Source organism: Spirochaetota bacterium (assembly GCA_025061835.1).
Classification (GTDB): domain Bacteria; phylum Spirochaetota; class Brevinematia; order DTOW01; family DTOW01; genus SKYB106.
Genome location: JANXAC010000002.1, coordinates 1 through 19,589, shown reverse-complemented (window position 1 = coordinate 19,589; position 19,589 = coordinate 1). Strand labels below are relative to the sequence as shown.

The following is a 19,589-nucleotide window of genomic DNA, read 5'->3' as shown; positions in this document are numbered from 1 at the left end:
CCTCCATCTAACATAATTATAAAATAAAAGTCACATACGATACAAAAAAACTATTAGTATGGTCAATAAGGTCTAAAATTCACAACTAGGTATAGTTTATTCTTATCGCAGTCTCTGTATAGGGATGAGTAAATAATCTTCTTAAACTTGTCTAATGTTTCAGAAACTAACTTACAAATAGTATCCGTAATATAAAAATTTAGGATATCTTAAACTCTATTTATATACTCCTGAATTGGTTTTACTTTGAAAACATTTTCTTTTAATGATTTTAGAGACTCAACGGCTGCATACATAGCAGGAATAGTGGTTATAAGAGGTATTCTATATCTGATAGCCAACTTTCTTATGCTAACCTCGTCTTTAACGGATTTTCTTGTTTTGGTTGTGTTGAATATCATTCCAATTTTGCCGTTCATAATATCGTCAAGAAGGTTAGGTCTTCCTTCTCCTATTTTAAGCGCAAGTTCTGAATGTATATTATGTTGTTTTAAGAAGTTATGTGTCCCAGTAGTAGCAAATATTTTGATACCTATTTCATTCAAGGACTTTGCAATTTTTAGAATTTTCGGTTTATCTCTATCGTCAATTGTAAGTAGAACACTCTTGAAGGATAAGTGTGTTCCTGCGGCAATTTCTGCTTTTGCATAAGCAATTGGAAAGTCTTTATCTATTCCCATCACCTCACCAGTTGATTTCATCTCCGGTCCCAGAACAGGTTCAACTTCAGGAAGTTTCTCAAACGGTAGCACAACCTCCTTCACTGCGTAGTAGTCCAATTTGGGCTCTTCTACTCCTATGCTTCTTATAGTTTCGCCCATAATAATCCTAGTAGCCACTTTTGCCCAAGGTATTCCTGTTGCTTTGGATATAAAAGGAACGGTTCTTGATGCCCTTGGGTTTGCTTCTAGAACATATACTTCTCCATCTTTAACCGCATACTGAATGTTTATAAGTCCTATAACATTCAACTTCTTAGCTATTTTGAAAGTATATTCCCTTATAGTATCTACTATGTTTTTAGGAAGAGAGAAGGGAGGTAATACAGTAGCACTATCACCAGAATGGACTCCAGCTTCCTCAATATGCTCAAGGATACCTGCGATAACAACATCTTCTCCATCACACACTGCATCTACATCAACTTCAATTGCATCCTGAAGAAATTTATCAATCAATATTGGTGTTCCTTCTGAAACTTTTATTGCTTCCTTAGCATAGTCAAGAAATTCATCCTCACTATAGACTATATTCATCGCTCTACCACCTAGAACATACGAAGGTCTTACTAACACAGGATAACCTATCTCCTCTGCCATTTTAAGAGCAACTTCTACACTTGTAGCAGTCCTACTATCAGGTTGTTTGATACCTAAACTCATTAAAAGTTCCCTAAACTTCTCTCTATCCTCTGCTATATCTATGCTTTCTGCAGATGTTCCGAGTATTTTTACACCAGCGTTTCTAAGTTGTTGTGATAACTTTAGTGGTGTTTGTCCTCCGAATTGTAGGATCACACCGATTGGGTTCTCCTTCTCTATAACATTCATAACATGCTCAAATGTAAGTGGCTCAAAGTAGAGTCTAGAAGAAGTGTCGTGGTCAGTTGAGACTGTTTCGGGGTTTGAGTTGATCATTATTGCATCATATCCCATCCTCTTTAACTCTAGAGAACAATGAACACAACAATAGTCAAACTCAATCCCTTGACCAATCCTATTAGGACCACTACCGAGTATTACAACTTTCTTATTCTTGCTATCTACATATTCGCATTCCTCGTCGTAGGTGGAGTAGTAGTAAGGTGTCTTTGCTACAAACTCTGCAGCACAAGTATCTACAATCCTATAGGTAGTATCAACACCAAGGCTTTTCCTGTACTCTCTAACATCCGTTTCAGATTTGCCTGTCTTCAATGCTATCAAATAATCTGTTATCCCAACTTGCTTGTAGTATAACATCTGGTCATAGTCAATATCTTCAAGTTTAGATGGTATAGTATCTTCTACTTCAACGATCTCTCTTATGTTGTTCAGAAACCATCTATCAATTTTTGAGTAGTTGTATATTTCATCAATACTCATGCCAATTCTTAAAGCATCCTTTATGTAAAATATCCTTTCAGGATTAGGTTCTCTAAGTTTTGTTATCACTTCTTGTCTTACTCTGTCAATATTATCAACATAACTAGGATCTTCCGTTAGCATACCTTGGAAGAATTTTCTACCTGTTTCAAGACCTACTATTGCTTTAACGAATGCTTCCTTGAAACTTCTACCGATTGCCATCGTCTCACCAACAGACTTCATCTGCGTTCCTAGTATAGGTATGGAGTCTGGGAATTTTTCAAACGCAAACCTTGGCATCTTGACAACAACATAGTCAAGAGTAGGCTCAAATGATGCTGGTGTTTCTTTAGTTATGTCATTTGGTATTTCATCTAGTGTATATCCAATCGCCAGTTTTGCTGCAATCTTTGCTATCGGGAAACCTGTTGCTTTTGAAGCAAGCGCAGAGCTTCTTGATACTCTTGGGTTCATCTCAATAACCATAAAGTCAAAATTTTCAGGGTTTACTGCAAACTGAATGTTAGACCCACCAGTCTCAACACCTATCTCTCGGATTATCTCTATACTTGCATCTCTTAAGATTTGGTATTGTTTGTCAGTGAGTGTTTGTATCGGTGCTACAGTTATTGAATCACCTGTATGAACACCCATTGGGTCAAAATTCTCAATTGAACACACGATAACAACATTATCCTTCTTGTCTCTCATTACCTCAAATTCAAATTCTTTCCATCCAATCAGAGATTCCTCAACTAGTATTTCACCTATCATTGAAGCTCTAAGACCTCGTTCAGCGATAACTTTAAACTCATCTATATTATACGCAATACCACCGCCAGTTCCCCCAAGAGTAAATGCAGGTCTTATTATTACAGGGAAACCAATATTATTAGCAACTTCTACAGCTTCATCTAGCGAATGAACAGCTTTGCTATACGGACACTTAAGACCTATCTTCTCCATACTCTTTTTAAATAGTTCTCTATCTTCCCCCTTCCTGATTGCTTCAACATTGGCACCTATAAGCTTAACTTTGTATTTGTCCAAAATGCCATTCTCATACAATTTTACCGTAAGGTTTAGTGCAGTCTGTCCTCCTAGCGTTGGCAGGAGTGCATCTGGTCTTTCTCTGTCTATTACCTTCTCAACAAACTCTAGAGTTAGAGGTTCAATGTATGTAACATCTGCTATCTCTGGATCGGTCATTATCGTTGCGGGGTTTGAATTCATTAGTATAACCTTGAAACCTTCCTCTCTCAAAGCTTTACAAGCCTGTGAGCCAGAATAGTCAAATTCACAAGCCTGACCTATGACTATAGGTCCTGAACCGATAACTAGGATGCTGTTTATATCCTTTCTTCTTGGCATACATGACCTTCATGTTCATACCATTATAAATATGATCTTTCTAATCTTTCATCTTATTAGCATATTCTGAGTGGTTCATTAATGAAAATGTTTCATTTGAATACAAGCTATCTCAAAACATTATTAATTAACTGGTTTGTGTAGTGAATTGATATATTAAGAATATCAAAATACTCATACATGCGATATGCTACAATACTCCTTTTGTAGATGGCAATGTGTCTGAAACTATTTTTATGGCGTTTTTGAGAGCTAATGCAAATGATTTAAACACTGACTCTGCTATGTGATGCCTATTACTTCCTCTCACTAGGTCAATATGTAAAGTTATCTTAGCCTCTCTTACAAAGCCTAGAAAGAATACCTCCAATAGTTCCATATCAAATTCTCTTATGTTCCCCTGACTTATATGAGGTGAAATATATAAATACGGTCTTCCACTTACATCTAATGACACTTGGGATAACGCTTCATCAAGAGGGACGGAACCGAAACCGAACCTAGATATACCCTTCTTATCCCCGATTGCTTTGTCAAAACATTTACCAAGGACTATACCAAAATCTTCCACAAGGTGATGAAAATCTACATGAGTATCTCCTTTACACTTAATTATTTCAATATCAATAGAAGAGTGTTTAGAGAGTATTGAAAGTAGATGGTCAAAGAAACCAACACTAGTAGTGCCTCTGAATACTCCACTACCATCTAGATTTACAGAAATTTCTATTGATGTTTCAAGGGTTTCTCTTGATATTTTGGATATTCTCATTAGAAGAACCCCAGTAGCATTAGTATAAGTGCTATTAGTATTAGTCCTCCAGCTGCTATACCTACGAATATGATTATATTTATAGTGTTGTCTTCTTTTGCAATACTTGATTCTTCAAGCCCTTGATCAAGTCTTGGACCTTTTATTATTTCACCTTCGTACTTCTTGATCTTTACATTATCTTCTTCTATTGATTTTCCATAGACACCGGGACCAATGCTTGTAAGAATAACATAATTTTTACCTACAACTTTTATTTGTTCTACTGTTGAAGGAATAGGTCTCTCTTCATTCGTCTGAGGTGATATAGCACCGAGGAGTTCTTTAAAGTATTGACCTCTTTGTGTTTTTTCAGTAATCCTCGTTAAAACCTTGTCTCCGGGTTTTAGTTCATAGACAGGAACTCCTGTTATAGGTGATAGAACCAGAGCAGCCTCAAGAACAATAGAGTTTTGGGGGAGGTTGAACTCATCTGCATCTTGCTTTGATGATTGTTGGGCTTGTTGTAGTTTTTTATCTGATTCCTTTTTTATTCTTTTTATACTGATCTCTTCAATCTCCTCCTGACTTATCGTTTCAATCTCTACATCAATAGAGACATTTCTATCTCCAGTTGGTCTTTGTAAAACATTCTGGATAAATTCTGCAATCTTAGGTGTAGCATTTTTGTTTATGAAATATATAATCTCATCAACTCTATCTTTTGACTTTAGTTCATAATCTATCGCTTTCTGTATATCGTTGGTTATACTTATTGAATACTCACCCTTCCATTTTATATTAACTATTTTCTCCTCAAAATCATGCCATGGCATCTGAGGATTATTCTCATATATTGAACTGAAATGTGATGAAGCAACTTGGATTTTTTCTAAACTTTTTGATAGAAGATTGAAAGATATAAAAGCCAGTCCAAAGGTGTTCGTGCTTACAGCCTTAAACCTACATTTTATAACACCATAAGCAGGTATTGCTGACTCTGGCATTCTTAAACCTCACCTCTAGAAATTTTCGGAATAACCATTGTATATCTGAATTGTAAATAAAAAAACTTATAACTGTAAAACAAATTTCACAAAGGTCAGCAAAGCATAAAAACTTGAGCATATAGAGTTGATAATAAATACTTCTTGGTGAGAAAAATATTTGGGAAAAATTTACAATTAATTCCCGATTCTAGTCAAATAACACAACTGAAGCGTAAATACACCTTTTTCAAAAATTTTACGATGCCTTATCCGACCAGTTTTTGATACTACAAAAATACTTCTGTTAAAATAAAGAGTATTATCTGGGGGTAAATGTATGATAGATGCTAGTTTGAGTAGGTTAGTCAAGGATCCTATTACGAGGAAAGTTTTAAAAGAATACAGAGAAGGACTAGATTACAAATCTATAAAATCATCTTTCGCAAGACATCTCAAGTATTCAATGGCTAAAGACGAGTATTCAGCCACTGAACTTGATAAACTTTTTAGTCTCGCTCTTTCTGTAAGAGACAGACTTATTGAGAAGTTAATAAAGACACAACAAACATACTACGAGGTTTCTGATACTAAGAGGATCTATTATCTATCTTTGGAATTTTTGATAGGTAGAATGTTGATAAACAATATGATTAATCTCAGGATTGACAAAGAAGTTAGGAAGGCGATGGATGATCTGGGTATTGATATAGATAAACTAGCTGAACTGGAGGAAGATCCTGGTTTAGGTAATGGCGGACTAGGTAGGCTAGCTGCTTGTTTTCTTGACTCATTGGCTACTCTTGAATATCCCGCTTACGGTTACGGTATAAGGTATGAGTTTGGAATATTTAAGCAAGTATTCCAAAACGGCTATCAGGTTGAAAAACCTGAAGAATGGCTTAAATTTGGTAATCCTTGGGAGTTTGAAAGACCAGAGTATTCTGTCACTGTTAAGTTTTATGGTAGGGTTAATTCTTATGTTAAGAATGGTGAGTTGAAGTTTGAATGGGTTGACACCCGGGATGTTCTTGCAGTTCCTTATGACACTCCGATAGTTGGATATGATACTAACACTGTCAATACTTTGAGACTCTGGGCTGCTAGAGCATCTGAAGAGTTTGACTTACAGATATTTAATCATGGAGATTATGTAAAAGCCGTTGAAAATAAAAACCTATCCGAAGTTATATCAAAAGTTTTATATCCTAATGACAACATATATGAAGGTAAAGAACTTAGATTGAAGCAAGAGTATTTCTTTGTCTCTGCATCACTACAGGATATTATAAGGAGATTTAAGAAACAGTTTGGCAATAACTTTGAGTTATTCCCAGATAAAGTTGCTATACAACTTAACGATACTCATCCTGCACTAGCTATACCTGAACTTATGAGGATACTTGTTGATATTGAGGAAATACCTTGGGACAAGGCTTGGGATATAACTGTAAATACCTTCGGATACACTAACCACACAGTGATGCCTGAGGCTCTTGAGAAATGGGAGGTTAGTCTGTTTGAAAGATTATTCCCTAGACATCTTCAGATAATAAACGAGATAAATAGAAGATTTTTGAATAAAGTTTCAGCAACCTTCAACGATATCAACAAAATAAGGAATGTGTCAATATTTGAGGAAGGACCTTCAAAGATGGTAAGAATGGCTAACTTATGTGTAATAGGCTCACATTCTGTCAATGGTGTTTCAGAACTACATACTAATATCCTAAAGAATAGTGTTATGAAAGACTTCTATGAAATATTTCCAGACAAGTTTAACAATAAAACAAATGGCGTAACTCAAAGAAGGTGGCTTCTGCTCTCAAATCCAGGGTTAGCTAGTTTGATTACCGAAACGATTGGCGACAAATGGGTAAAGGATCTGTACGAACTTAGAAAATTAGAAAAGTTCGCAGATGATAGAGCGTTTTTGGATAAATTTTACTCTGTCAAGCAAAATAACAAAGAGAAGCTTGCTAGATATATAAAAGATGTTTGTGGTGTCAAAGTTGATCCAGTGAGTATGTATGATGTTCAAGTGAAGAGACTACACGAATACAAGAGACAGTTACTTAATGCTATGCATATAATATACCTTTATACGAGACTTAAAGATGATCCAAATCTTGACATATACCCCAGAACCTTCATATTCGGTGCTAAGGCAGCTCCTGGATACTATATGGCTAAACTAATAATCAAGCTGATAAATAGCATAGGCGAGACCATCAATAGGGACAAAAGTATAAAGGACAAAATAAAAGTTGTTTTTATACCTAACTATAATGTTTCCCTGGCAGAGAAGATAATTCCTGCTGCTAATGTTAGTGAACAGATTTCTACTGCTGGTAAAGAAGCGTCTGGAACTGGTAATATGAAATTTGCCTTAAACGGAGCTATCACGATTGGAACGCTTGATGGTGCTAATGTTGAAATAATGGAAGAAGTCGGTGAAGAAAATATATTTATATTTGGTCTGAAAGCTGAAGAAGTTGCAGAGTTGAGAATGAGTGGCAGATATAGTCCTTACGATATATACAATTCAAATCCAGATATAAAAAGGATTTTAGATATGATAATTGGTAGTTATTTCGCTCCCAAAGAGCCAGGGATATTTGAGCCTATATACAATTCGTTGCTGTTTGGCAGAGGGGGGAGTGCCCCTGATGAATACTTTTTACTAGCAGACTTTGAGGATTACAAGAATACACACGCTAAGATTGATGCTCTATACAGAGACAAATATGAATGGAATAGAAAAGCATTGTTAAATACGGCTAGAATGGGTAAGTTCTCAAGCGATAGAACCATTAAAGAATACTGCGAAGAAATATGGAAAGCTAAACCAGTAAAAGTTAGAATTGATTAGTCAGTATTTGATTTTGAAGGGGGATGTCCCCCTTAACATTTAGTTATTTAACTAAGTTCTTAAGTTTACTGCCTACCTTTATTGTAGGATAATCCTTCGCTGGTATGGTTATCTTTTGCTTCGTTTTAGGATTGATTGCAGTTCTTGAAGACCTTTTTTTGACAGAGAGAGTCAAATAGCCAACTATTGATAGAGTATTCTTACTCTTAACTGCCTTCTCCATTTCCTCAAGAAAAGCATCAATGACTTGAGAGACAGTCTTTTGACTCAACTTAGTTGAGTTTGCAATATTTCTCACAAGGTCTTTTTTGTTCATACAGAACCTCCTTTCAAATACAATCCTATTTTATTTATAAGTGTTTTATTTGTCAAGAAAATAACGATCTTTATGTGTATATAAGCATTTCTAACCCCCTTTTCCCAAAACTTTATTGTAGTTAATTTGTTCTGGAATCATCTAATTTGATTTGATATGAATACAAAAAACATAGATTTTTGATATTCTATAAAAGTCATTTTCATAATTAAACACTAGTGAGGTAAAATCATGAGTAAGTTTAAGTCAAGAATTGATAAGCTTCTCATATCTACTGGGGGTAATCCTTTTATAACATCCAAGTCAGAAGACTTGTTCTATTTCTCAGGTTTTACGGGAGATTTTGGATATATAGTTCTTGATAATCAAAAGTCACACTTGATAACTGTTAAAATGTTTGAGGAAGAGGCAATGAATTTCGTGGATAAATCTCTTTTTGATATACACATAGTTGAAAAAAAGGATATCTTTTCCAGAATAGTTGATGTATTGTTAGGCATAGGTTCAGAAGATATATATATATGCTCAAATGATACTAGACTCAGTGGATTCATATCAGTTGTAGAGTGTGCCAAAGACAAAAAGCTTTTCGGATTGAATAAAAAGCTACTATCCCTACGGGATGACCATTTCTCAATAGGCAATATAAAAGTATTTTTCAAGGAAGAGATAACACAAAAGGTGAGAGCTATAAAAGATGCCGATGAGATAGAAACTATCAAGAATAACATTCTTTTATCAGATGAAGGATTTTTGTATATACTTAAAGTTGTAAAGTCTGGAATGACTGAACTTCAGGTTTCTGCGGAGTTGGAGTATTACCTAAAGTCAAAGGGAGCAGAAGGAATGTCGTTTCCTACGATAGTAGCATCGGGGAGCAGGTCTTCAATGCCTCATGCAAGGTCATCCAACAAAGTAATCTCAAACGGAGAGCCAGTAGTAATTGACTTTGGAATAAAAAAAGATATGTATTGCACCGATACAACCAGAACTATCTTCATAGGACAACTATCACAGAAACTTAAAGATACATACAATGTAGTTCTTGAAGCATTGAATGAAGGAATAGCGAGTGCTAGAGCAGGAATAAGTGTTGGTGAGGTTGATAGAAAAGTAAGGAGTGTGATTCAGAGAAATGGACTTGGAGACTACTTCATACATTCAACGGGGCACGGCGTTGGGCTTGAGATACACGAATACCCATACCTATCACAATGGAATAATTACGAACTCCAAGAAGGTATGGTTGTAACGATAGAACCTGGGATATATATACCGGGTGAATTTGGAATAAGAATTGAAAACATGGTTTTGATAGGTAAAAACTCGTGTGAAGTTCTAACAAATTTAAAAACTGACCCAGTGGTAATATAAAATTTGGAGACTTTTACAAACAAATAACACTTTACTAAGTGGAGGAGTGTATGTTTGAAAGTAAAACTTTTAGAGTTGATAAGCACAGATATATATCGTACTTTGAGACTGGTAATGGGAAAGATATTATTCTCTTCATACACGGGTGGCTTACATCCAAGGAAAGTTGGATACCTATAATCCAGAGTATGAGTAAAAAAAAGTACAGGATAATCGCAGTTGATCTACTCGGACATGGTGATAGTTCAAGGTCACTCAAGTTAAGGTTTGATACTCAAGAAAACATTTCAATTCTTACCAAACTCGTTATGAAACTTGGTTTGAAAAACATCACAATCATCGGTCACTCAACAGGTGGTAAAATTTCACTCTTCCTGGCAAGTAAGTTATGTTCAATATCAAAAACCCTTGTCAAGAAGGTCATTCTACTTAATTCAATAGGCTCTTACGAGTTTTGGAGAACACTACACCCGATATTAAAGATTAGTTTCCTACAGCCAATTAGGTTTATGTTTGGTATCTTCACTTTGTCTATCTTCATAAGGCTTTATTTTAAGAAGTTTCTATTCTTTCTACCTATTTCTAGTACTCTAAAAGAAAACATATCAAAATACCTATCAGAATATACATCAAAACACTTTGAGTCTATTAGGAACAGAATTTGTGCTTTGAGGATTACAAAGAATATCTTTGATGTTTTCGTTGAAGACATAGACAGGACACTACTACCTGATGTTGAAATAATATGGTCAGACAAGGATATGCTTATACCTATCCAGGTCCAATACAAGTTCTCAATACTTTTCAAAAAGCAAGTTCATATAATCAAAAACGCGGGACATATGACGCCTATTGAAATACCAGAAAAGATTGCTAAACTAATGGAAAAACTCATCCAAAGCTAGGTCAAAGTTAGTAAATATTCTCATCTTTGCTCTTTACACATACTTAAAATCATAGGCTCAACTAGATCAAAACTTAATACGGTGTCATCTATAATTTTGTAGAAAATTAAAACTATGAACCTAACTACAAATTACTACTAATACAACATTAGACATTAACCATATCCACCACTGATCTTAACATCACTAAGAGAACAAAACAGAATCTTTAATAACTTCAGTTCTCAAGTACACCAACGATCATATTTTCATCAACGAAGTATTTTCTAAAAGCTTGGCTCACATCATCAAGACTAACTTCTTCAATTATGCTCATAAATCTATCAAGTTCCTTGTAGTTTCCGAGAACTACTTCGCTCCAACCTATTGAACCTGCTATACCATGATTTTTTTCAAAGTCAAACACTCTGTCTGCCTTTATTTTCCTTTTCACTATTTCTAGTTCTTGAGATGTAAATTGTCTATTTGTAAGCGAGTAAATGCTAGACATTAGTTCTTCCCTCAACTTTGATAATTCAACACCTGGGTTTGCGATAGCAAAAAAGTATGCTAAAAACGGATACTTACCAACCATAACACTCCCATCTACTGACGAAGCTAGTTTCTTATTCACAACCAGATCCTGATACAATCTTGCAGCCCTGCCATCAGACAGAAGGTATGATAATACCTCAATCGTGGCTACTTCCTTCGGAGACATTCTATACGATGGTGTTCTGAAACCAACTATCACGGCCTTTGAATTAGCATCCTTCCTTGTTGTCTTAAATTCCACCTTACCACTGTTAAATTCAGATACATTTACAACTTTACTCTCAACCTGATAAGGGTTTTTAGATGTCTCATTGAATATACTGATTATCTCCTTTTTCAAACTACTTTTGTCTATATTACCGACTACGACCAGTATAGCGTTCTTAGGCGAGTAGTAGGCGTTGTAGAAATCCAAAAGGTCTTTAGGAGTAAGTTTCTTTATATCTTCCTCCCAGCCGATTATAGGTCTTCTGTAATTTATCTTCTTAAACGAGTTGTAGATGAAGTCTTCAAAGAACTGCCCAAAAGGATTATCCTCATACCTCATCCTTCTCTCTTCCAGTATAACTCTCTTCTCACTGTTAAATTCCTTCTCATCAATTACGATGTCAAACATTATTTCTTTTATCATCTTTAGAACTTTTAGAGTGTGTTCTGAAGGAATATCAGCAAAATACATCGTGTAATCCCACGAAGTCGCAGCGTTATCACTACCACCTAGAGCTCGTATGGTTTTTGAAAACTCTCCCGGTTTTAGATTTTTCGTTCCTTTGAAAGCCATATGTTCAAGAAAGTGTGCTATACCTGATTTCCCATCAACCTCGTCAATCGCTCCAACTCTATACCATACTTGTATTGACACGATGGGTAGAATATCTCTATCAACCAGCACAACCTTAAGACCATTGTCAAGATAAAACTCTTCAATATCCAACCCCATAACCATCTCCCCATAAGACAAATCGGTAAGAAATAAAACTAAAATCAAAAGACAAAACCTCACAAACATATATTAAAATCATAATAAAATCTACTTGCTTCTTACAAAAACTTCCAAATAGAAGTATAAAATTTGCAGCAAGTTCAAGGTTTTCTCATCCCTTCTTAACCTCTAATTTGAGACAAATGTCCATCCTTCTAAAGAAGTATCTAGAAGATGGTATGAAGTTAGATTTTGAGAGTAATGAACACTATAAAGCATTCAATCCATAAGGTATGGATTTCAAATATGAACAATATCGTTGTCAATCAATCTAGCATTACCTATATAGACGGCTAGGGCAATCACCACAGTTCCTTTTTCTGGAATTCTGTCAATTTTCTCAAGTGTTTCTGGTTCAACTATTTCAATGTAGTCAATTCTAGACTCAATTGAAGATATCATCTTAACCATCTCATTCTTTATCTTACTAACATCTTTCTCACCAGATAGTATAAGATCTTTTGCTTTTTGAAGTGATTTGTATAGGATACTAGCATTCTTTCGTTCCTCAGGGGATAGGTAAGTATTCCTTGAACTCATAGCAAGTCCGTCTTCTTCTCTGACGATCGGCATAACTACAATCTCTATAGGAAAGTTAAGGTCTTCAACCATTCTTTTTATTATTTTTGCCTGCTGATAGTCTTTCTGACCAAAGTATGCTCTATCAGGTTGAACGATGTTGAAAAGTTTTGCCACAACTGTCGCAACACCTCTAAAATGTCCCGGTCTTGACAACCCGCATAGGTGATTAGGTAGTCTCTCCAAATCCACATAGGTTTCATAACCTTCTGGATACATATCCTCAACGGAAGGATGGAATATATAATCAACACCTTCCTTGTCTAGTAATTCTTTATCTCTCTCAAAGTTTCTTGGATACTTATTAAAGTCTTCCTTCGGACCAAATTGCTTTGGATTTACAAATATACTCACGACAGTTACATCGTTCTCTGACTTGGATCTTCTAACAAGGGATAAGTGTCCTTCGTGTAAAGCACCCATCGTAGGAACAAATCCGATGGATTTACCAGACTTCTTGATGTTTAACATTTCTCTCTGTATTTCAGAAGGCTTTTGAATAACCCTCATATTATTTTTTTCTCCTCACCTTTCAAAAGCCTCTTTATGTTTGATGAATGCTTTATTATTATGAATACCATCACAACGAATGCTGAAGCAATCAGAACATAGTTGTTCGCTATACTGTTATTTAAAATATGATAGACTAGTAGGAATGAAAAGACGGCGATAGTTGAAGCGATTGAACTTATAGATACGATCCTGAATATCGCTATGAATATCCCGAAAACGACTGCACCTATAAGCACGCCAACTGGTGTGAGAACAGCAAAGACCCCGAGCGAAGTGGCAACTCCCTTTCCTCCTTTGAAGCCGACAAAAGGAGAGAATATATGCCCAAGTATAGAAGCAATCCCTATGAATACATACGCTTCAGGTAAAAAGAAGTTTAAAAGTTTTGAATGGTAGATATAGGAAGAGGCTAAAGTAGGTATAGCACCTTTGAGAGCATCAAGAACAAGAACCAAGATACCCCATCCCTTGCCTACAACTCTAAAAACATTCGTAGCACCAATATTCCCGCTACCTTCTTTAGTTATATCAACCCCCTTAAGCGAGGCAACTATTTTACCGAATGGAATACTACCAATCAAGAAAGAGGAAATTATAAAAACTATATCCCAGATCATATAAACTCCTTACTTCTCTATTACTTTTGGAACTACGATGAATTCACTTTTTCGTTTAGGAGAGTTTTTCAGCATATCCTCAACTTTACCACTCTCTACAACTATATCCTCTCTTGGTTCATTTATGATGTTTATAGGGTAGGGTGAAGGTTCTACACCTGATGTGTCTAGTTCGTTGATCATTTCAACAAATGAGACTATGTTTGAGAATTCTTCCGTGAATTTTTCTAGTTCTTCTTCGGAAAATCTCAGTCTTGAAAGTTCAGCAACTTTCTTAACAATATCCTTTGTCATACTACTGCCCCTCTATAACTTTTTCAACTTTCTCCTCTGCCCCTGAAAGAGACATTATGCTTTTTGAATGCTCATAGGAATACTTTGCAACCAATGAAGTATCAATGTATTTCCTAAAGCCAAGAAAAGGTATTTTTGAGAAGAAGAAGAGAAACGATCCAAACAGAATGAAAAGAACCCAACCACCAAGCAAGGCACCTAGTATCCTGTTTATTATTCCTACTCTAAATAAGTCTATCAGGTTCTTGAGCAATAGATAAATTATGAAAAACACAATTAGAGATACAACCATAATGGTTAAGACTGAAACCGCATAAGATATATCTTTTCCAACACCAACGTATTCAAAAAACGACGACAGAGGTGTTCCAAAAGCATCTATCAGGATTATTGTAGCAACTATACCTATCACCAAGACTAATATACCTATAAAACCTTTTCTAGCACCCCATATTATACCTATTAGGGTGAGTGAAAGAAGTATAATATCCAAAACATTCATAAAAGAATTATTTTGAAAATATCCAGTGCTTTTCAAATTAGTCTAAACTAAACTTAAGATGAAAGATTTCTAATTTTTTATATAAAATTCTGATGTGCTTGGAGGATACTATGAGAAAGGTTATTTACATTTTGGTTTTACTAATACTTACCACTAGTACATTTGGCTTTAAGGAGGCGATATACAACAAGGGACTTGAGGTAGGAATAGGATATGCTTTTGGTGGTTTTGGTTTTGAAGTAGGTTTTGAAAGAAAGATAAGCCAGAATATTGACTTATATCCTTGGATTAGGTTTGGAGGCATAGGTGGATACTACACATATACTGATGTTAGATATGATAGATCTTTTGGGATTGGGTTTCAAGTAGATTTACCTATTTCTATCTACTCACAATCTTTCTTTACGATAGCAATCTCTCCTCTCGTTGGAGCAGACATAGTATTCATACCTAGAGAAACAGTATTTTGGCTTGATTTTGGTGCTTATGGTTTATTTTCATTTGACTTGAGAAAAGAGAAGATACCTCTTTCTATCTCATTTGGTGTAGGACCTGATCTGTATTTTGGAAGAAACTTTGGCTTTGGTGTATATTGGGTTCTAGCTTTTTCATTCTATATAGAAGATCTGGTTATACAAATAGGTGGTAACTCTAAATTTGCAGGTTTGGCACTCAAGATAACAAGTATATCTTTCTAATATTATTTAAATAATTTCCTTTACAAGATGAATCGAAATAACTTCCTTACCACCTGTAATAACTGATAGTTTGCCTAGAAACCATTTTAGAAACTCGTATTTGATATTCCTGTCGGTCTTAATGTTATCATTACCTTTTAGGATTGATATTATAAATACTTTAGTTCTATCACCTATGTTTTCGTTCTTTATGTAAGGCAAAACACCTTGTATTTTCAGTAGTGAGATTAGAAACTTTGACACAACAATAAAATCTTCTTCATCACTATCAGAATTCACAAGAGCATTCAATGACATAACCAAAAGGTTATATAAATCCTCGTCAAATACCTCGTAGGGTATAACTAGATTGCTCACTTCAGATATTAGGATTGAATAGTATAACTTGGATGTTTTAATTTTTAGATGATCAAAGAAGTTTTTAACCATTTCGGCTTCTTGAAGTGATGGAATTTTCTCTGGGTTTGGGGAATACCTTACAAGACCTCTTATAACATTACACATATTCACAATGTTTGAAAACCTACTTTTGAAACGGTTGGCACCATAAAGCGCTAGATTAGACTTGCCAATCTCAGGTGATAGGATAACAACAATCTTATCAAAATCTCCAATATCCTTGGTTCCCAAAACGATCCCTGTTATTTTCTGAAATCTTTTCAGATACATACCTAATTCTAAAATAAACTCTAGATGTATATATAATAAATTATACTGTTCCGAAGATGTGGAAAGATAGTGTAATATAATTGTATAATAACTACATAAGGTAGATGAGTAATGAAAAAGGGATTTTTAAGGTTGTTATTACTGGTTTTAGCATATGCTATTACTTCAGTGATTATCTACATGGCTCTGACCAATACAGGTTTATTTAGCAAAAGGATAGAGTCTAGAATAAAGTCTGTTTTTTCCCAGATTGTTAAAAACTTTGATAACAAACTATCAAATTGTAAATCAATAACAGAAACTATCTCAAAAGACCCCAACATTAGCTTAATATTCTTCCAAACGGAAATCGGTGGTAACAGAAGAGAGTATATTAATTACCTATCTAGATTACGAAGTAGCGTAAAGAACATGTATAAGATAGTACTTGTTAATAAGGAAGGTAAGTTCTTGATATCATCAGATTACTTTGATAGCGATTTTAGAGAATTTAGACTCGTGGAGAAGTATCTGAAAAAAAAAGATTTTACTTTCTTTGGAAATTTTGATGTTATTTACTCTGTTACGAGAATCTACGACCAGCGGGGTGTTGAAAGAGGGTATGTTGCGATAGGCTGGTATAAGGATTTTTTTGAACAATCATACTTTGACTCTAGAGACCTCAAATTCGTTCAGGATCTAATACTCATAAATGCACCAGACAAACTTACAAAAGAGTCTATATACGAAAACTCATCTCTACTGGAAAAGAAAGCACTGATAACGGAGAAGATAGACAATCATAATCTTAAACTACTGTTTTTCAGGTATAGTATTGGTCTTGATGCAATTAATATTTTAACAATAGTTCTTTCACTAGTTTTTGCTCTGATAATTACAATCTGGTTCATAGTCAGTCTGATAGGTGAGAAGAATTCACAGATTTTAGAAGAGGTCAAAGATACTTTTCTATCGGAGGTAGAGGGAAATTTGGCTAAGGAGTATGGTAGTTCTGGCACTAATATTGGAAGTATTGAATATAATACTCCATACGATGTGAGAGAATTACCTCAAGTTGAAAGTAGTCACGAGTATGAAACTATTGAGACCGATATTGTTCCTTTCAGAGATGAAATAGCGGAGAGGAATGTTGCTACGGTTAGTGAAATTTTTGAATACCTGAAGGAGACTTTGAGAATATCCAAGGTAATGTTTATGAGAAGAGTTGAGGATGGTTTTATTCAGGTTGTATCTGAAGGTTTTGAAACAGAAGACTTCGCTATATACTTTTCTGACAAGGTTTGGCAAAAATTTCTGTCAAACCATAAAGCAGTATCAATAAAAGGTAATATAAAGGAACTTTATGAACTTGGAGATAGAATAAAAGATGATCTCTTTGAGATCATCATATTTCCAATTATAGACTCATTTGGAGATGTAAGATATTTATTCGTAGTAGGTAGAAAATGGACAGAAAATGAACAAGGGCTAGCAGCAAAAAAAGAAGTCTTCTCAAGGATAAAAAATGTCATAATTAATGTATAGGCTAGACTCTATTCTTACTTGAAAGAAGTTTATCTTCAATTCTTACTAACATACTTTTGCATACAATAGGGAGAATTTCTAATCATCTTTACAGATACACTAATTCACACCTCTAGTAAGGTAAATTTCTGAAAGGTTGCGAAAAGTAAAATTCTTTAAATTAAGTTTGTTGAGACTGTATAGTGTTAGATTTGGTTCCTCTTTGCTTCTTCAATCTTTTCAACTATCCTTACAGGAAGAAGCGGGTCAAAGAAGTTAGAAGTCCCTATCTGGACTAGTGATGCTCCAGCAAACATAAATTCTAGAACATCTTCGTATGATGTAATTCCTCCAACTCCTATAACTGGTATTGAAACTGCTCTACATATCTCATAGACATGTCTTAGGGCTATAGGCTTTATAGCAGGACCTGAATAGCCGGCGAATATGTTTTTGAATACAGGTTTTCCAGTCTTTATATCAATTTTCATACCGAGTATTGTATTTATTGCGGTTATACCATCTGCTCCCTCTGATTGGGCAATCAAAGCATTGTTAACTATGTTGGGAGTATTAGGACTTAATTTTACCCAAAAAGGCTTCTTTGACACTTTCTTAACAGATCTCACAACCTCCCTGACATTATCTTCATTACTGTCAAAAGTAATTCCCCCCTTCTCCACATTAGGACAGGAAAGGTTAAGTTCAATAAAACTGATACCGTCAATCGTTGAAGCTTCTTCCACAATTTCCCTAAACTCACCAACACTCATTCCTGCTACGCTAACAACTATGTTAGTTTGAACAATATTTAAAACTTGTGGAAGTATTTCGTCCTTAAACTTTCTAATACCTGGATTTGCCAAACCTATGGAGTTAAGCATGCCACCGATTGTTTCAACAATCCTAGGTGGCTCATTACCTTTTCTCTCCTGTAGTGTTATCGTCTTAAAAACAATTCCTCCAAGTATTGATAAGTCATAAATATTTGAAAGTTCTAATCCAAACGAGGCAGTTCCAGAAGCAAGAAGTATAGGATTTTTGAACTTAACACCACTAACTACAGGTGAAAAGTTTAGCATAATAGTCGCTACTGAAATATATCTGTCAATACCTGCGCGTCTGCAGGCGGTGAGAAGAAAAATTCCCTATCATCAATTTCAATATTTACACTACTGTAAGATACACTGATTGAGAGTTGCTCTCTAGTGACGGTAGTTCCACTTATTGATAAGACAAGCCCCCTTCTTGAGGATACTAACTTAGCACTGCTGAACGTAGTAAATACATCTGGCTTTGGTTTTAGATTAAACGAAAAAGTTTTATCATCATATTTATCCATAGTTATTATGTACTCACTGTTATACTTATCGTAAGGATTTATAATCTCCGAAACATATATTACTCTATCACCTCTTTTAGGAAGTAAAGGTTGTTTTATAACGGTATTGTTACCTTTTATGAATATCCACATAGAATTGCCATCACTGATTAGGTCAATCTGCGAAGGTTGGTAGAAATTTATCTTTAACTTGTTTGGCATTTTATACTTTATGGTTCCGGTATAAGTTTTGTTACCTATCTTTATCGTTATAGAACCTGTAAAGGTTTTGATTGAATTATAAGCATTCTTGAGTTCTCTAATTGCAACATCCGCAGTTATTGAAGGAAAAACCACATTTGAGATAAACAAAGTCAAAACAATAATTAAAAATCTTATCATACACTCCTGAATTTTGAAAGATGTTTAACAATACCTAAAAGTTTGCTCTCATTTAAGTAGTAAAAAATTAATCCTAATCAACTAATGTTATCCCTTTTGTGAGTTTAACTTCTTTTACTTTAAACTTATCCAGTTCCTCACCCAATACCTTCAAACTCTCAACAACCAAAGGCAACCTCTCACTTGCACTCCTCAACACCTCAACAGCCTCCCTCATCACCCCATACACCTCACTAAACCTATCATTCAAATTACCTGTAGCATCACTTACCTCATACACAGCCCTCACAACCTCCTCCATACCCACCTTCCCCTCCTCAACAGCTACCCTTAT

At 35.0% G+C, this 19,589-nt stretch carries 18 protein-coding genes; 5 read left to right on the top strand and 13 right to left on the bottom strand.

Features of this window, described 5'->3' with window-relative positions; translation table 11 throughout:
* Nucleotides 1–209: 209 nt before the first annotated feature.
* From carB to NZ579_01375, 3 genes are all read right to left on the bottom strand, one after another.
* Nucleotides 210–3,437: a carbamoyl-phosphate synthase large subunit gene (gene carB, locus NZ579_01385; GenBank protein MCS7298598.1), complete on the bottom strand. Its 3,228-nt coding sequence runs from the start codon at nt 3,435–3,437 to the stop codon at nt 210–212.
* A gap of 190 nt (nt 3,438–3,627) precedes the next feature.
* On the bottom strand, nt 3,628–4,209 hold the full coding sequence (gene hisB, locus NZ579_01380; GenBank protein ID MCS7298597.1) for an imidazoleglycerol-phosphate dehydratase HisB: 582 nt from the start codon (nt 4,207–4,209) through the stop codon (nt 3,628–3,630).
* Nucleotides 4,209–5,195 carry a hypothetical protein gene (locus NZ579_01375; GenBank protein ID MCS7298596.1) on the bottom strand — a complete coding sequence of 329 codons (987 nt, stop codon included), beginning with the start codon at nt 5,193–5,195 and terminating at the stop codon, nt 4,209–4,211. The genes hisB and NZ579_01375 overlap by 1 nt, the downstream gene beginning before the upstream one ends.
* A 319-nt stretch (nt 5,196–5,514) precedes the next feature.
* Here NZ579_01375 and NZ579_01370 point away from each other — a divergent pair, with 319 nt between their 5' ends.
* Nucleotides 5,515–8,046, top strand: coding sequence for a glycogen/starch/alpha-glucan phosphorylase (locus NZ579_01370; protein MCS7298595.1), 2,532 nt, complete (start codon nt 5,515–5,517; stop codon nt 8,044–8,046).
* Nucleotides 8,047–8,089: 43 nt separating this feature from the next.
* Here the strand turns inward: NZ579_01370 and NZ579_01365 are convergent, their stop codons facing one another.
* Entirely contained in the window at nt 8,090–8,362 is a 273-nt protein-coding gene (locus NZ579_01365; protein MCS7298594.1) for an HU family DNA-binding protein, read from the bottom strand.
* 231 nt (nt 8,363–8,593) lie between these two features.
* Here NZ579_01365 and NZ579_01360 point away from each other — a divergent pair, with 231 nt between their 5' ends.
* Together NZ579_01360 and NZ579_01355 are read left to right on the top strand one after the other, a co-directional pair.
* The gene (locus tag NZ579_01360; GenBank protein MCS7298593.1) at nt 8,594–9,736 is read left to right on the top strand and encodes an aminopeptidase P family protein; all 1,143 of its coding nucleotides are present in this window, start codon (nt 8,594–8,596) and stop codon (nt 9,734–9,736) included.
* 50 nt (nt 9,737–9,786) lie between these two features.
* Nucleotides 9,787–10,641, top strand: coding sequence for an alpha/beta hydrolase (locus NZ579_01355; protein ID MCS7298592.1), 855 nt, complete (start codon nt 9,787–9,789; stop codon nt 10,639–10,641).
* Between the two features lie 217 nt (nt 10,642–10,858).
* On the opposite strand, the gene NZ579_01350 is transcribed toward NZ579_01355, so the two are convergent.
* From NZ579_01350 to NZ579_01330, 5 genes are all read right to left on the bottom strand, one after another.
* A complete protein-coding gene (locus NZ579_01350) occupies nt 10,859–12,115 on the bottom strand; it encodes an insulinase family protein (protein ID MCS7298591.1) in 1,257 nt (418 codons plus the stop codon).
* Nucleotides 12,116–12,397: 282 nt separating this feature from the next.
* A complete protein-coding gene (gene panC / locus NZ579_01345; protein ID MCS7298590.1) occupies nt 12,398–13,246 on the bottom strand; it encodes a pantoate--beta-alanine ligase in 849 nt (282 codons plus the stop codon).
* On the bottom strand, nt 13,243–13,866 hold the full coding sequence (plsY, locus tag NZ579_01340) for a glycerol-3-phosphate 1-O-acyltransferase PlsY (protein ID MCS7298589.1): 624 nt from the start codon (nt 13,864–13,866) through the stop codon (nt 13,243–13,245). Before plsY ends, panC begins: the two co-directional genes overlap by 4 nt.
* 9 nt (nt 13,867–13,875) lie before the next feature.
* Complete coding sequence (gene gatC, locus NZ579_01335) at nt 13,876–14,160, bottom strand: Asp-tRNA(Asn)/Glu-tRNA(Gln) amidotransferase subunit GatC (protein MCS7298588.1); 285 nt, start codon at nt 14,158–14,160, stop codon at nt 13,876–13,878.
* Nucleotide 14,161: 1 nt separating this feature from the next.
* The gene (locus NZ579_01330) at nt 14,162–14,662 is read right to left on the bottom strand and encodes a CvpA family protein (GenBank protein MCS7298587.1); all 501 of its coding nucleotides are present in this window, start codon (nt 14,660–14,662) and stop codon (nt 14,162–14,164) included.
* Between the two features lie 110 nt (nt 14,663–14,772).
* Between NZ579_01330 and NZ579_01325 the strand changes: the two genes are divergently transcribed.
* Nucleotides 14,773–15,360, top strand: coding sequence for a hypothetical protein (locus tag NZ579_01325; GenBank protein MCS7298586.1), 588 nt, complete (start codon nt 14,773–14,775; stop codon nt 15,358–15,360).
* Between the two features lie 6 nt (nt 15,361–15,366).
* Here NZ579_01325 and recO read toward each other — a convergent pair whose 3' ends face one another.
* The gene (gene recO, locus NZ579_01320; GenBank protein ID MCS7298585.1) at nt 15,367–16,029 is read right to left on the bottom strand and encodes a DNA repair protein RecO; all 663 of its coding nucleotides are present in this window, start codon (nt 16,027–16,029) and stop codon (nt 15,367–15,369) included.
* A gap of 111 nt (nt 16,030–16,140) precedes the next feature.
* On the opposite strand from recO, the gene NZ579_01315 reads away from it, so the two are divergent.
* Nucleotides 16,141–17,553: a cache domain-containing protein gene (locus tag NZ579_01315; GenBank protein MCS7298584.1), complete on the top strand. Its 1,413-nt coding sequence runs from the start codon at nt 16,141–16,143 to the stop codon at nt 17,551–17,553.
* A gap of 185 nt (nt 17,554–17,738) precedes the next feature.
* Here NZ579_01315 and NZ579_01310 read toward each other — a convergent pair whose 3' ends face one another.
* The 3 genes from NZ579_01310 to NZ579_01300 form a co-directional block, all read right to left on the bottom strand.
* Nucleotides 17,739–18,614 (bottom strand): dihydroorotate dehydrogenase, encoded by an 876-nt coding sequence (locus NZ579_01310; GenBank protein ID MCS7298583.1) that lies wholly within the window; start codon nt 18,612–18,614, stop codon nt 17,739–17,741.
* 8 nt (nt 18,615–18,622) lie between these two features.
* On the bottom strand, nt 18,623–19,255 hold the full coding sequence (locus tag NZ579_01305) for an outer-membrane lipoprotein carrier protein LolA (GenBank protein MCS7298582.1): 633 nt from the start codon (nt 19,253–19,255) through the stop codon (nt 18,623–18,625).
* A gap of 73 nt (nt 19,256–19,328) precedes the next feature.
* Nucleotides 19,329–19,589: hypothetical protein (locus NZ579_01300; protein MCS7298581.1), on the bottom strand; the 261-nt coding region annotated here is incomplete at its 5' end.